This is a genomic window from Sulfitobacter sp. HGT1, assembly GCF_013282155.1.
Classification (GTDB): domain Bacteria; phylum Pseudomonadota; class Alphaproteobacteria; order Rhodobacterales; family Rhodobacteraceae; genus Sulfitobacter.
This window is the reverse complement of sequence record NZ_BLWI01000008.1, coordinates 718,897-733,469: the sequence shown is the minus strand read 5'-3', so window position 1 is coordinate 733,469 and position 14,573 is coordinate 718,897. Positions and strand designations below refer to the sequence as shown.

General features: G+C 61.5%; 13 protein-coding genes. 4 read left to right on the top strand and 9 right to left on the bottom strand.

Annotated features, from left to right (window positions below; genetic code table 11):
• Positions 1 to 3: 3 nt before the first annotated feature.
• Positions 4 to 897, bottom strand: a complete 894-nt coding sequence (locus HGT1_RS09750) for a LysR substrate-binding domain-containing protein (protein ID WP_176249712.1) — start codon at positions 895 to 897, stop codon at positions 4 to 6.
• 99 nt (positions 898 to 996) lie between these two features.
• Between HGT1_RS09750 and HGT1_RS09745 the strand changes: the two genes are divergently transcribed.
• Together HGT1_RS09745 and HGT1_RS09740 are read left to right on the top strand one after the other, a co-directional pair.
• On the top strand, positions 997 to 2,220 hold the full coding sequence (locus HGT1_RS09745; protein WP_176249711.1) for an acyl-CoA dehydrogenase: 1,224 nt from the start codon (positions 997 to 999) through the stop codon (positions 2,218 to 2,220).
• 154 nt (positions 2,221 to 2,374) lie between these two features.
• Positions 2,375 to 4,555, top strand: coding sequence for a thiamine pyrophosphate-dependent enzyme (locus HGT1_RS09740; protein WP_176249710.1), 2,181 nt, complete (start codon positions 2,375 to 2,377; stop codon positions 4,553 to 4,555).
• Positions 4,556 to 4,682: 127 nt separating this feature from the next.
• Here HGT1_RS09740 and HGT1_RS09735 read toward each other — a convergent pair whose 3' ends face one another.
• The 8 genes from HGT1_RS09735 to HGT1_RS09700 all read right to left on the bottom strand — a co-directional run bounded on the left by HGT1_RS09735 (position 4,683) and on the right by HGT1_RS09700 (position 12,667).
• A complete protein-coding gene (locus HGT1_RS09735; protein ID WP_176249709.1) occupies positions 4,683 to 5,921 on the bottom strand; it encodes a mandelate racemase/muconate lactonizing enzyme family protein in 1,239 nt (412 codons plus the stop codon).
• A gap of 206 nt (positions 5,922 to 6,127) precedes the next feature.
• Entirely contained in the window at positions 6,128 to 7,342 is a 1,215-nt protein-coding gene (locus HGT1_RS09730) for a TCR/Tet family MFS transporter (RefSeq protein WP_176249757.1), read from the bottom strand.
• Between the two features lie 4 nt (positions 7,343 to 7,346).
• The gene (locus tag HGT1_RS09725) at positions 7,347 to 8,672 is read right to left on the bottom strand and encodes a lyase family protein (protein ID WP_176249708.1); all 1,326 of its coding nucleotides are present in this window, start codon (positions 8,670 to 8,672) and stop codon (positions 7,347 to 7,349) included.
• Between the two features lie 3 nt (positions 8,673 to 8,675).
• On the bottom strand, positions 8,676 to 9,386 hold the full coding sequence (locus HGT1_RS09720; protein ID WP_176249707.1) for an alpha/beta fold hydrolase: 711 nt from the start codon (positions 9,384 to 9,386) through the stop codon (positions 8,676 to 8,678).
• Complete coding sequence (gene pcaD, locus HGT1_RS09715; RefSeq protein WP_176249706.1) at positions 9,379 to 10,167, bottom strand: 3-oxoadipate enol-lactonase; 789 nt, start codon at positions 10,165 to 10,167, stop codon at positions 9,379 to 9,381. The genes HGT1_RS09720 and pcaD overlap by 8 nt, the downstream gene beginning before the upstream one ends.
• Positions 10,168 to 10,188: 21 nt before the next feature.
• Positions 10,189 to 11,160, bottom strand: a complete 972-nt coding sequence (locus HGT1_RS09710) for a threonine/serine dehydratase (RefSeq protein WP_176249705.1) — start codon at positions 11,158 to 11,160, stop codon at positions 10,189 to 10,191.
• Entirely contained in the window at positions 11,157 to 11,981 is an 825-nt protein-coding gene (locus HGT1_RS09705) for an alpha/beta fold hydrolase (protein ID WP_176249704.1), read from the bottom strand. The genes HGT1_RS09710 and HGT1_RS09705 overlap by 4 nt, the downstream gene beginning before the upstream one ends.
• Positions 11,981 to 12,667, bottom strand: a complete 687-nt coding sequence (locus tag HGT1_RS09700; RefSeq protein ID WP_176249703.1) for a haloacid dehalogenase type II — start codon at positions 12,665 to 12,667, stop codon at positions 11,981 to 11,983. Before HGT1_RS09700 ends, HGT1_RS09705 begins: the two co-directional genes overlap by 1 nt.
• A 186-nt stretch (positions 12,668 to 12,853) precedes the next feature.
• On the opposite strand from HGT1_RS09700, the gene HGT1_RS09695 reads away from it, so the two are divergent.
• Positions 12,854 to 13,282 (top strand): peptidylprolyl isomerase, encoded by a 429-nt coding sequence (locus tag HGT1_RS09695; protein ID WP_176249702.1) that lies wholly within the window; start codon positions 12,854 to 12,856, stop codon positions 13,280 to 13,282.
• Positions 13,283 to 13,434: 152 nt separating this feature from the next.
• Entirely contained in the window at positions 13,435 to 14,547 is a 1,113-nt protein-coding gene (locus tag HGT1_RS09690; RefSeq protein ID WP_176249701.1) for a class I SAM-dependent RNA methyltransferase, read from the top strand.
• Positions 14,548 to 14,573 lie beyond the last annotated feature (26 nt).

The following is a 14,573-nucleotide window of genomic DNA, read 5'->3' as shown; positions in this document are numbered from 1 at the left end:
CTCTTAGAGGATTTGATCGGTCTGGGTCGCCAGCCATGCCTTGAACGACCGAAGGGCGGCAGTCTCGGCGCGGTCTTCGGGCCACACCAGATAGTAGTTGCCGATGCTTTGCGTGGTCTGGGTCGACGCAAGCACCAATTGGCCGGCCCGCAAATAAGGGTCTGCGGAAAATGTCGGCAGCAGCGCCACCCCAAGCCCGTGCACCGCCGCCTGCGCCATCGTTGAAAACTGATCAAAGATCATGCCGGATGGCGGGGTGCTGCTCACCCCGAGCGCCTCAAGCCAGCGCGCCCAGCCCCGTGGCCGCGTTTCAAGATGCAGCAGCGGAAACCGCAAGATATCGGCCGGGTTGTCCAGCGGGGCCTCCAGCAGGTCGGGGGCACATACGGGGACAACCGTTTCCGGCATCAACCGCAGATAGGCGGCACCGGGCCAGTCTTCCTTGCCAAAATGTATGGCAGCGTCAAAATTGCTGTTCTGGAATGAAAACGGGTTCAGCCGTGTGCTCAGGTTTACTGTCACCTCTGGATGGGCCTGGGCAAAATCACGCAAGCGCGGGGCCAGCCAATGCATGCCAAAGCCGGGCAGAATGGCCAGGTTCAACGCCCCCGCCATCGGGTTTGTCCGCGCCGATATCGAGGCCTGCGCCAAGCGGTTCAATATCTCGCGCACCTGCAAAACATAGCTTTTCCCGGCCTCCGTCAGCACCAGCTGCCGGCCCTGCCGGTCCATTAACGCCACGCCAAGCTGGTCCTCGAGGGTCTTGAGCTGCCGGCTGATCGCGCTTTGGGTCAAGGACAGCTCAAGCGCCGCCTGGGTGGCACTGCCAAGCCGCGCCACGGCCTCGAAAGCGAGCAACGCATTGATGGATGGCAAAAAACGGCGCGGCGCTATCATATGACTTAAACTCATAAGGCTAGGATAAAGCAGCGATAGTATTTCGTGGCTGGCTTTGCAATACTCTGCCCAAATCTAGACCTTTTGGGAGGATATCCAATGAACGCCGAAGCCCCAATTCTCAAGGCCAAAGACGCCCCGAACATGAGCAGCTTTGACTGGACAGACCCGTTCCGTCTGGCAGACCAGCTGACCGAAGACGAACGCATGATTCAGGAAAGTGCGCGCGCCTATGCGCAGGAAAAACTGCAACCGCGCGTGATCGACGCCTTTGCAAACGAAAGCACGGACCCTGCGATTTTCAAGGAAATGGGCGATATGGGCCTGTTGGGCGTCACTGTCCCCGAAGAATACGGCGGGCTGGGCGGCAACTATGTGTCCTACGGCCTGGTCGCGCGCGAAGTCGAACGCGTGGACAGCGGATACCGGTCGATGATGTCCGTGCAATCCAGCCTGGTGATGTACCCGATCTATGCCTACGGCTCTGAGGCACAACGCAAGAAATACCTGCCCAAACTGGCAAGCGGTGAATTCATCGGCTGTTTCGGCCTGACCGAACCTGACGCCGGATCCGACCCTGCTGGCATGAAAACCCGCGCGGTGAAAACGGCAAACGGCTACAAGCTGATCGGGTCCAAGATGTGGATTTCGAACGCGCCCATCGCCGATGTTTTTGTGGTCTGGGCAAAGTCCGAAGAGCACGGCGGCAAAATCCGCGGCTTTATCCTTGAAAAGGGGATGAAGGGCCTCTCCGCACCAAAGATCGGCAACAAACTGTCCCTGCGCGCCTCGATCACCGGCGAGATCGTGATGGACAACGTCGAAGTCGGCGACGATGCGTTGCTGCCCCATGTGGAAGGCCTGAAAGGCCCGTTCGGCTGTCTGAACCGCGCCCGCTATGGCATCAGCTGGGGTGTTCTGGGCTCGGCCGAGTTCTGCTGGCACGCGTCGCGCCAATACGGGCTGGACCGCAAGCAGTTCAACAAGCCACTGGCACAAACCCAGCTGTTCCAGAAAAAGCTGGCCGACATGATGACCGAAATCTCGCTTGGCCTGCAAGCGTCCCTGCAGGTAGGCCGCCTGATGGACCAAGCCAATGCCGCCCCCGAGATGATCTCGATCGTGAAACGCAACAACTGCGGCAAGGCCCTGGACATCGCACGCATGTCGCGTGACATGCATGGCGGGAACGGCATCAGCGGCGAATATCAAGTGATCCGCCACATGATGAACCTCGAGACGGTGAACACCTATGAGGGCACTCATGATGTCCATGCGCTGATTCTGGGCCGTGCGCAAACCGGCCTTCAGGCATTTTTCTAAAGACACAATGAGGGGGCTGTCTGCCCCCTCAAACTCCCCCGAGGATATTTGAGAGCCAGAGAATAAAGGAAGTGGTTCCCTTTTCTCTGGCTCTTAAATATCCCCGCCGGAGGCATCTTTTGGCAGTGCCTTTGGTTTAGTCGGAAAGGTGACTATGGACCGCGTACAGATCGTTCATGAAAATTTTTTGCGGCGCGTTGCGGCGCGGGATTTTCCTGTTGGCAGGGCTGTGACCCCCGGTTTGGACAATGACGCTGCTGTCGGGCTCTACCGTGCGCAGGTTTTGTCACGCGCGCTGGATTTGCAAAGCCGTGTGATGCAGGCCAACAAGCAGGGGTTTTACACCATCGGGTCCAGCGGGCACGAGGGCATGGCCGCCGTTGCCCATGCGTTGCGCCCCGATGATATCGCTTTTCTGCATTACCGTGATGCGGCGTTCCAGATTGCACGGGCCGATCAGGTTGGCGGGCAGGATATGTTGCGCGACATGTTGCTGTCATTCGCGTGTTCCATGGATGATCCAACCAGTGGCGGGCGACACAAGGTGCTGGGCAGCCGTCGCCTGATGATCCCGCCGCAAACCTCGACCATCGCCAGTCATCTACCCAAAGCCGTCGGCGTGGCCCATTCCTTGGGGCTGGCGCGCCGCAATCCGCCCGAGCATCGGTTGCTTGCCCATGACGGGATTGCGATGTGCAGTTTCGGGGATGCCTCGGCCAACCATTCCACTGCCCAAGGTGCCATCAATGCCGCCTGTTGGACTGCCGTGCAGGGTGTGCCCTTGCCCTTGTTGTTTGTCTGCGAGGACAACGGGATTGGCATTTCGACCAAGACCCCGACAGGCTGGATCAAGGCATCTATGTCCGCGCGTCCGGGTCTTGCCTATTTCGAGGCCGATGGATTGGATCTGTTTGCGGCCTATTCGGCTGCCAAAGCGGCGGCGGATTTTGTCCGAAAGCATCGCAAGCCCGCCTTTTTGCACCTGCGCACCGTTCGGCTTTATGGTCATGCCGGTGCGGATATTGCGACAAGTTACCTGCCGAAATCTGAGGTCGAGGCTGACGAGGCCAATGACCCGCTGTTGCACAGTGTCCGGTTGTTGATCGAAGCGGGCGCGTTAAGCGCGGACGAGGCGTTGGCGATCTATACTGACACACTGGACAACGTCGCAGAAGCCGTTGTTGATGTTATCACCCGCCCGCATTTGAAAACAGCTGCTGGCGTGATGGCCAGCATTATCCCGCCAAAGCGGGTCTGTGCCCCGACCAATGGACCGTCTGCCGAAAAACGCGCCGAAATCATGGGCGGTGAACTGACCCAGATGGCAACACCGCAGCCTCTGTCCAAGATCATCAACTGGGCGCTGCATGATCTGATGCTGGCCCATCCAGAAACCCTGCTCATGGGCGAGGACGTCGGCCGCAAGGGCGGTGTTTACGGCGTCACGCAAAAGCTGCAATCGCGTTTTGGCCCTGCACGGGTGATCGATACCTTGCTTGACGAACAGTCCATCCTGGGCTTTGCCATCGGTGCGGCCCATAACGGCTTTGTCCCGATGCCGGAAATCCAGTTTCTGGCCTATCTCCACAATGCCGAAGACCAGTTGCGCGGAGAGGCCGCGACCTTGTCCTTCTTCAGCAATGGCCAGTGGACCAACCCGATGGTGCTGCGCATCGCGGGGCTGGGATATCAAAAGGGGTTCGGCGGGCATTTTCACAACGACAATTCCCTTGCTGTTCTGCGGGACATCCCGGGCATCGTTATTGCCTGTCCGTCAACCGGTGCAGATGCGGCGATGATGCTGCGCGAAGCACATCGTCTTGCGCGCGAAGAACAGCGGGTTGTGGTCTTTGTCGAACCCATTGCGCTTTATCCCATGCGCGATCTGCTGGATGCTGGCGACGGGGGGTGGATGACGTCTTATCCCGATCAAGGTCAGCGGCTTGGGTTGCAAGACATCGGCGTGCACGGCAATGGCAGCGATTTGGCGATCGTGACCTATGGCAATGGCCATTACCTAAGCCGTCAGGCCCAGGCCGATCTTGCCGCACAAGGGCTGGATGTGCGGGTCATCGACATGCGCTGGCTTGCCCCTCTGGCCGAAGATGCGATCATCGACGCCATCGGCGACCGGCCGGCCTTGATCGTGGACGAATGCCGCCGCACGGGCGGGCAGGCCGAAGCGGTCATGGCGTTGATGAAAGAACGCGGCATCGCCCGTTTCGCGCGGCTGACAGCCGAAGACAGCTTTATCGCCACGGGCCCTGCCTATGCCGCGACACTTCCATCACGCGAGGCGATCGTCGCCGCCTCATTGGCGTTGTTGGGAGACTGAGCCTCAGGCGGGCCACAATGCGCACTGTGTCTGGCCCGGCCTTCCCTATCCCCTAGCCATCATTTCGTGGCAAAGGGCGGGCTGCCAGCGGGCCGATCTTGATCGCTAGCGTTGCGCTATCCCAAGCTTATGTCTCGTGCTGAGCCACGGGGGCACCGCCCTGAAACGCATTGCCGTTCTTGTAATCGCAAGGGGCTTCTTGCATCTGTAAATGCAGGTCGCTGCCTTTGTAGGGATGCGCGCGGGCCAGGCTCTCGTCCACCTCGATCCCCAAGCCGGGGGCGGTTGGTGCCTCGATAAACCCGTCATTCACGCGAATGGAGCCTTTGATCAACTGGTCATGGAACGGTGTTTCGATGCATTCGCACATCAGGATGTTGGGGATGGAAACCGCGAGATGTATGTTCGCGGCCCATTCCACCGGACCGGCATAAAGATGTGGCGCGATCTGTGCGTTATAAACCTCAGCCATGGCAGCAATCTTCTTTACCTCCCAGATACCACCGGCGCGGCCCAAAGCGGGCTGCAAAATCGCGGCAGCCCCTGACCGCAAAACAGGCGCGAATTCCGCCTTCGTGGTCAGGCGCTCTCCGGTTGCGATGGGGATGCCAACGCTGCGGGCCACGACGGCCATTTGTTCAACCGCGTCTGGCGGGATCGGCTCTTCGTACCACAGCGGGCTATAGGGCGCGATGGCCTGGCCCAGCCGGATGGCACCGGCGGTCGTGAACTGCCCGTGGGTGCCAAACAGCAGATCGGCCTTGTCGCCCACGGCCTCGCGGATGGCTTTGCAAAAGGCGACCGACTGGCTGATATCGGTCATCGCCGGCATATGCCCGCCGCGCAGGGTATAGGGGCCGGCAGGGTCGAACTTGATCGCGGTATAGCCCCGCGCGACACAATCCAGCGCCGATTCAGCGGCCATTTCGGGCGAATTCCAGAACGCGGCAATGTCATGGTGGGGCAAGGGGTACAGATAGGTATAGGCGCGCACACGGTCGTTCATGCGCCCCCCGATCAGCGCATAGACGGGCCGGTCACGGTCCTTACCCAAAATGTCCCAACAGGCAATCTCAAGCCCTGAAAACGCGCCCATCACCGTCAGGTCAGGCCGCTGGGTAAAGCCTGACGAATAGACGCGCCGGTACATCAATTCGATATCTTCGGGGTTTTGCCCCTGCATGTGCCGCTGGAATACGTCTTCGATCACCGCCCGCATCGCCTCCGGCCCGACCGAGGAGGCATAACATTCCCCCCAACCGGTGATGCCGGTGTCCGTCGTCAGCTTGACCAATATCCAATACCGCCCGCCCCATCCCGGAGCAGGGGGCGCGGTGACGATGACATCCAGGTCCTGAAGCTTCATGGCGCGGCCTTCTTTTCCAAATGGAGTAAAATCCCGGGGGTGTGGGGGCTGGCCCCCACTAGGTATTATATGTGGGGGCTGGCCCCCGCTGTTTGACGTGTGTGGGGGATGGCCCCCGCTAGGTGCTATGTGCGGCGGCTGGCCCCCGCCTTAACCAAGCGTGGCGGGGCTTTGCCCGGGACGCAAGTCTGAACCTGCCCGCGGCCTTATGTTTTCGTCGTGTCGGCAGAGGGGCCGCGCCAGCGGATGAAAACCGACACCGCGATTAAGGTCAGCAGCATCGACAGCAAAAACGGTGCGCCGGGAAAATACACCGCCACGCCGGGCGCTGTGAAGGCCGCAAATGTGCTGGTCATCACCAAGGGCGCAATCACCATCGCAAGCGCGGATGCCGAGGTCAGCACCCCCTGAAGCTCGCCTTGGGCATTCTGGGCCACGGAGTGCGACATGATCGCTTGCAGCGCGACAGGGATCACGCCGGCAAGGGCGGCCATTGGTGTCAGGATCAAAATCACCGGGCCGGATGTCACCGTGGCGATCAGGAAAAACGTCACCACGCTAAAGACATAGCCGAACAGCACGGTGCCCCGTTCTCCGAACCGTTTCAGCACAGGGCGGATCAGCCCGGCCTGAACCACAGCCATGGCACAGCCGAACAGCGCAAGTGATCCGCCGATCATCGACGGGGACCAGTCAAATTGCGCCTTGCCGAAATAGCTCCAGACCGACGGGTAGACGGCAAAGGCAAGGTGGTACAGGAAATACACCAACAGCAGCCGCTTGATGCCGGGCAATTCACCCAGATGTTTGACGGCCCCCAACGGGTTGGCGCGTCGCCATGAAAACGGGCGTGCTGCCTTGCGGTCGACGGTTTCCTTCAGCACGAACCAGCCGAAAGCGACGTTGCTTGCGGCCAGTATGGCGGCGGCCCAAAACGGCGCGCGTGTGCCGAATTCGGCCAGAAATCCGCCCGCGACAGGGCCCAGCACAAAGCCTGCGCCAAAGCCCGCGCCGATCAGGCCAAACCGTGCCGCGCGGTCCTTGGGCGCGGATATATCGGCCATATAGGCGCTGGCGGTGGCCCCTGTGGCGGCTGAAATGCCGCCCACCACGCGGCCCACCAACAGCAGCCAGATCGACCCTGCCAGTGCCATGACAACGTAATCCAATGTCATCACAGTCAGCGAAACCAGCAGGATCGGGCGGCGTCCGAACCGGTCGGACAGGCTGCCGATCAAGGGGCTGAACAGAAATTGCATCACCGCGAATGTGGTGGCCAACACCCCGCCCCAAAGGGCGGCTTGCGACAGATTGGCAGACCGGACTTCCTCGATCAGGTCGGGCATGACGGGGATGATCAGGCCGATCCCTATGGCATCGATCATGACCGTCGCGACGATGAAAAGTACCGCCGGTCGCACCGCGTCAGAGCGCCTGCGCGCGCGCAACAAATGCCTTTGCATCGGCGATTGCGTGGCCCATTTGATGGGTGGGGTCGAACAGGTCGGCTGAAAGCTGCGGATAATCCGCGCGGGCCAGATCGCCCAAGGGCACCTGTTTGTCCTGCGCTTCGCGGCACAGTTTCTTGGTGATGGCCTGGGCTTCGGGGCGCGACATGGTTTGCGCCAGTGCAAAGCTTAACGCTTCGGCGTGGATCAGATCCAACCCACCGGTCAAGGCGCTGTGCATGCGCACCGGATGCGGGGCCACGCCATCCACCAAAATTTTGGCATGGCGCAGGGCCGATGCAAGGCACAGGGACAGTTGCGGCACGGCCATCCATTCGGCAAACCACGCGCCGCCATCGCGCTGGTGCTGATGGGCTGCGGCGGCTTGCAATGTGGCGCGTTGGCCGGTGAACTGATGGCCAAGCGCGATGATCGCGGACGGGCCGACGGGGTTTTGTTTCTGGGGCATGGTGGATGATGCACCCGACGCGCCAAGGGCGATTTCCTCGATCCCGGTCATGGTCAGCCCGACCATGGACTGCGCTATATGCGACAGCGCGGCCATCACCCGGCCCTGCCAGTCGGCGATGCGCAAGATCGGGGCGCGGTCCACGTGCCAGCTGCGTTTGGGGTCATGCAGGCCAAGGGCTTTGGCCAGTTCCGCCCGCGTTTCGGCTGCTTTGGGGCCAAAGGCAGACCCGGTCCCGGCAGCACCTGACAGGGACACAAACAGCGATGTGGCACGCAGGGCTTCAAGCTCCTCAAGTGCGTCGATCAACGGCATGCCCCATTCGGCCAGTACCGCGCCCCAACTGGTCGGCGTGGCGTGTTGCCCATAGGTGCGCGCGGGCAGGGGAAGGGTCGAATTGGCCTCGGCCGCTGCTGCAAGGGACGCGACGATGGCGCGCAAATCGGCCTCTGCCAGCCCAAGCGCCTGACGCAGGCGCAGCATTAGCGCGGTGTCGATGATATCCTGACTTGTTGCCCCCCAATGCACGTGCTGGGCAAATTCGGGCGCTTGCATTTCAGCGCGAAACTGCGCCAGCAGCCCCGGTACGCTGACCCCGTTTTCGCCCGTCGCCTTGGCAATCGCGCCGGGGTCGACCTGAATTTCCAGCGATGCGCGGTGGATCGCAGCCGCGCTCAGTTCAGGGATCACCCCAAGCGCGCCTTGCACCTTGGCCAGCGCCCCTTCGACCAGCAGCATCGCGCGGATTGCGGCGGTGTCGGAAAACAGGCGTCCGGCATCCCCCGTCGGGAAAAGCTGCGCATAAAGGGGGCTGTCGAAGACGCTGGCGGCCATGGGTTACCTCTTGAGAATCGTATCAATAATCTGCGCCAGACCCTTGGGGTCGGCAAAGAATGGCGAATGTCCGGTGGACATCTCATAGACATCCGCGCTTGGCCAGTCCTTGGTCATGGTCACCTGATAGGCGGGCGGGATGGTCCGGTCGTCCATGCAGCGGATATAGCTGCGCCGCTTGGCGTCGGCGCGGGCCGTATCGGGCAAGGCGGCGGTGGTGGGGGCCACGGCCTGCGCGCAAAGCTGCGGATTGGCGAAAGCGGCGACACCCTCGGGGCAGTCGTTGTAGAACAACGCTTCGGTCATCGCCGGATCAAGGGTAAAGCTTTTGCCATCCTCGCGCAGGCGCACCGCTGGCATCAACGGCTGGCTGGGGGCCTGTTTGCGCATGTCGGCCAGCGTCATACCGGGGGCGGGCACATAGGCGCATAGATAGATAAGCTGCGCCATGGCATCGGGGTCTTTTTGCGCGGCAGCACTGATGGCAAAGCCGCCCATGGAATGACCCAGCACAACGGTTTCAGGCGTTGACGCAGCCAGCACCGCATCGGCGTAGCTGTCCAGCGTGACGTCGTTGACCGGCGTTTGATCCGCCCCGTGGCTGGGCAGATCAATGGCGCGGGGGCTGTGACCAAGCGCGGTAAGCGCCGGGATCAGATCGCGCCAGCACCAAGCGCCGTGGCACGACCCGTGAACCAAAAGGATATCAGACATGTCCGACGCTTTTCAGGAAATCGGTCAGAACTTGCGCGTATTCTTCGGGGTTCTCGACGCAGGGCAGGTGGCCGGTCTTGCGGATGATGTGGAACTTGGACCCCGGGATCAGGTCAACGGTTTCACGCACCAGATCGGGCGGGGTTGATCCGTCTTCCGCCCCTGCGATGCCCAGACATGGCAGGCGCAGGCCCGCAGTCGGCGTGTAGAAATCCGTGCCCGAAATCGCGGCCGAACATCCGGCATAGCCATCGCGTTCCTGACGGGTGACCATGTTGCGCCACAGCTCAAGCTCCGGCTTGGCGCGGAAATCGGCGGCGAACCAGCGCTCCATGATGGCATCGGCAAGGCTTTCGATGCCGTTTTCCTGCACGTCCTTGATCCGGCTGGCCCACATTTCGGGCGTGCCGATCTTGGCGGCGGTGTTGGACAGCACCATGGCGCGGATCAGGTCCAGACGCTTGGTTGCCAGCCCTTGGGCGATCATGCCGCCAATCGACAGGCCGACAAAGACGCAATCCTTAACGCCCAGAAAGTCCATCAGTTTTTCGGTGTCCGTGATCAGCGACCCCATCGAATAGGGGGCAGGCGGACAGGTGGACAGGCCATGCCCGCGCTTGTCGAAACGAATGATCCGCAAGCCTTGGGGCAGCAGCGGCAGGATCGGGTCCCACAGGCGCATGTCGGTGCCCAGCGAATTGGCGAACACCACGGGCGCGCCATCATCGGGGCCATCGACGCGGTAATGCAGGCGAACATCGCCGGTATCAAAAAGCTTCATGGGGCAGGCTCCTTTTCGGGGTCAATTGAGGGTGGCAAGGGCGCGGATGAACATATCGGCATCCACATTCCCGCCGGAAATCGTAACGATCACATCATCGCCTTGGATCTGGTCGCGCCGGAACAAGGCGGCAGCAAGGGCAACCGCACCACCGGGTTCAGCGACCAATTTCAGGCGGTTAAAGGCTTGCGCCATGGCGCTTAGCGCTTCGTCATCGGTCGCAACAAGACCGGGGCCGCACAACCGTTTCATGATCGGAAAGGTCAGGTCACCGGGTTGCGGCGTGACGATTGCATCGCAGATCGACCCGGCCAGCGCGGGGTTGCGCGCGATGCTGCCTTGGGCCAGCGACCGCGCAACATCGTCAAATCCGGCCGGTTCGGCAGGGCGCGCCCGCAGGCCGGGGGCGTCCGCCTCGAGTGCCAGCGCGATCCCCGATGTCAGCCCGCCGCCACCGCAACACACGATCACATCGGCAGAGGTGATCCCCAGTTCGGCGGCCTGCTGGGCGATCTCGAGCCCTGTGGTGCCTTGGCCCGCAATCACTTGCGCATCGTCGTAGGGTTTGATCAGGGTTAGCCCGCGTTCACCTGCAAGCCGCGCACCGATGGCATCACGGTCTTCATTTGCACGATCATACAGAACCACCTCGGCCCCAAGGGCGCGGGTGTTTTCGATCTTCAAACGCGGCGCGTCAGACGGCATGATGATGACAGACGGCACGCCATGCAGCTTGGCGGCATAGGCCACGCCTTGGGCATGGTTGCCGCTGGAAAAGGCGATCACGCCCTTGGCGCGGGTGTCGGGATCAAGCGCGGACAGCGCCGACCAGCCGCCGCGAAACTTGAAGCTGCCGGTGTGTTGCAGGCATTCGGGTTTCACCCAGATGCGGCGGCCCGCGATCTCGTCCAGAAACGGTGAGTTCAACAGCGGCGTGCGGCGCACATGCCCTTCAAGCCGTGCGGCAGCGGCGCGTATCATTTCGATGTTCATGACATTTCCTCGATCCAGGTGTGCAGGGCGGCGACGGCTTCGGGTTCATCCAGAAACGGGATATGCCCGCGACCGGGCACGCGGCCCACAATCATATCGGGGCGACGCTTTTCCATTTCGGCCAGGGTTTCTTCGCTCAACAGGTTGGAATTCATCCCGCGAATACACGCCACCGGCAGCCCGGCCAGCGCATCAAAGAACGGCCATAAATCGGGCGACGGGCCGTCGAACGCCTTGGCCACCGCATCGCGCAGATGCTTGTCATAGGTGATTTGCAGGCCGCTGTCGGTCTGGGTGTAATGCTTGACGGCTTCCTCCATCCAGCGGCTGTCGGGCACACCGTCAAATTCGGGAAACACGCGGGGCATGGCGGCGGCGGCTTCGGCATGGGTTTTGGCGGCGGGATTGCGGCCAATGTATTGCATGATGAAATCCAACCCCTGCGGGTCGATATACGGCCCCACATCGTTAAAGGCGACGCCCAGCAGGCGGTCTTTGGCCCCCATCGCCAGCCCCATCGCGTTCAGTCCGCCGCGCGAAGTGCCAAGGATCGCGACCTTGTCCAGCCCCAGATGCGCCAGCAGTTCCAGCGCATCGCGGCATTCAACGGGCGGCGAATACTGCGACCAGTTCGGGTCGAAATCCGATTGCCCGCGCCCGCGGTAATCCATCTTGATCAGCCGGGTGCCCGCCAGATGCGGTGTGACATAGTCAAAGTCGGCGGTGGTCCGCGTCAGGCCCGCCAGACACAGGATCGGCAGACCCGCGCCTTCGTCGGTGTAATACAGGTTCAGTCCGTCGGAAGTGGTGAAATGGGGCATCAGATACCTGCCAGTGCTGGAATTTCGGTAAGCTCGTTAAGCGTGTGCGCAGGTGTCCAGGGCAGACGGTCCGTGGGCTCGCCGCTGCGATTGACCCAAGCGGTGGTAAAGCCGTATCCCGTTGCTGCGGCAGCATCCCACCCGTTTGACGACACGAACAGGACCTCGTCCTTGGCGCAGCCGAAATGCTGGCCGACCAGATCATAGACCCGCGCATCGGGTTTGAAGATGCCGACGCTTTCCACAGACAACAACGCATCCAGCACATCGTCGATGCCGGCAGAATTTACCGCACCTTTCAGCATTTCCGGTGATCCGTTCGACAAGATCGCCGTGTTCAGCCCCGCGTCTTTCAGGCGGCGCAACATGGCGGGCACCTCGGGAAAGGCTTGCAGTTCCCAATACAGCGCCAGCAGGCGGGCGCGCAGGGCCGGGTCGCCGTTATGGCCGGTTTTCTCAAGCGCCCAGTCCAGCGCATTCTGGGTGACTTCCCAAAAATCGGCATGTGCGCCCGTAACAGCGCGCAGCCACGAATATCCCAACTGCTTTTGACGCCAATGTTCGGCCACCTGCGGCCAACTGTCCTTGAGGGCGATGAAATCCGGCTCACTTGCGGCTTGGCGCGCAGCGGCGGCGACGTCGAATAAAGTTCCGTATGCGTCAAAGACGCAGGTGGTGATTGGCATGATGGCCTCCCCCTGAGGTGCTGGAGGCGAGATTGCCACGGGCAGCAGCCACAGAAAAGGCCGAAAACTGGTCTATTAGGGGGTTTACGCCGCCGCACAGTCTTGAAAGACTGCGCGCCGAACCCCAGAGCACCCGCGCAGACACGCGGCCTCTTGTATTTATACCCATCCAGATCGGAGATTTTTATGACGCAGGTTAAATCCGGCGATACCGTTGCTATTCACTATACCGGCACCTTGCTGGACGGCAGCACCTTTGACAGTTCTGAAGGTCGCGAACCGTTGGAATTCGTTGTTGGGTCGGGCCAGATCATCCCCGGCCTTGATGTGGCACTGCCCGGCATGGCGGTTGGCGACAAGAAAACCGTCAAGATCGGCAGCGCAGACGCCTATGGCCCGCTGAACCCCGAAATGCGTCAGGCCGTGCCACGCGAAGGCATTCCCGCGGATATCCCGCTTGAGGTCGGCACGCAGTTGCAGATGCAAACACCGGACGGTCAGGCGATGCCCGTCATGGTCGTCGAAGTCGACGAAGCAACCGTAACGCTGGATGCCAACCATCCGCTGGCGGGCAAAGACCTACAATTCGACATCGAGCTGATGAAAATCGCCTGATTTCGTATGCCAGCGCGGGGCACCCTGCGCTGGCACCGGAAAATCCAGAATTTTCCGGACCGGCGTTTTCGAAAACTCCGGCCCCAGCCGATAAGGCCGCTCTCCGAAAGAATCCGCTCGAATAGCGCGACGCAGCACAGTAAGCAGCGTCTATGAACACAGATAACAGCTTTGAGATATTCCTTGTCGCCACGCCCGGCCTAGAAGACATGCTTCTGGCCGAAGTCGTCGAAAAAGGCTTTGCGAACCCGACGATGTCACCCGGTGGCATCACGGTGCAGGGCGGCTGGCCCGAGGTCTGGCGCGCCAATCTGGAACTGCGCGGCGCGTCTCGGGTATTGGCGCGGATCGGATCGTTCATGGCATTCCATCTGGCGCAACTGGACAAACGCGCGCGCAAATTCCCTTGGGGGGACGTGCTGCGCGCCGATGTGCCCCTGCGCGTTCAGGTCACCACCAAAGCGTCGAAAATTTACCACGCCGGTGCTGCCACCCAGCGGATCGAAACAGCCCTGCGCGAAAGCCTCGGTGCTGCGATATCGCCCGAGGCAGCGCTGGTCCTCAAGGTGCGCATCGACGACAATGTGGTGACGATGAGCCTCGATACATCGGGCGAATCCCTGCACAAGCGCGGCCACAAAGAAGCCGTGGGCAAAGCCCCGATGCGCGAAACGCTGGCGTCCTTGCTGCTGCGGCAGGCAGGCTATACCGGCACCGAAACGGTCGTGGACCCCATGTGCGGTTCGGGTACCTTCGTGATCGAGGCCGCCGAAATCGCCATGGGCCTGAACCCCGGCCGCTCGCGCAGCTTTGCCTTTGAAAGCCTTGCCAGCTTTGATCCGCAGCTGTGGGACGAAATGCGTGCCAAACCGCCACAGGCAACCGACCTTCGTTTCTACGGCTCAGACCGCGATGCCGGTGCCATCAGGATGAGCACGGCCAACGCCGGACGGGCAGGGGTCGCAAACGCCGTGCATTTCGAAAACCACGCCGCAGGCGAATTGACCCCGCCCGAAGGTCCCCCCGGCCTTGTCATGGTGAACCCACCCTACGGCGGTCGCATCGGCAATAAAAAACTTCTCTATCCGCTCTACGGCACTTTGGGCCAAACACTGCTGACCCGTTTCAAGGGCTGGCGCGTCGGTCTGGTCACCTCAGAACCGCCCCTGGCCAAAGCAACGGGCCTGCCCTGGAAACCCCAAGGCCCCGCAATCGCCCATGGCGGCATGAAAGTCTGGTTCTACCAAACCCCACCGCTGCGCTAACGGACCCTTATTCTCCGGCTCTGAAA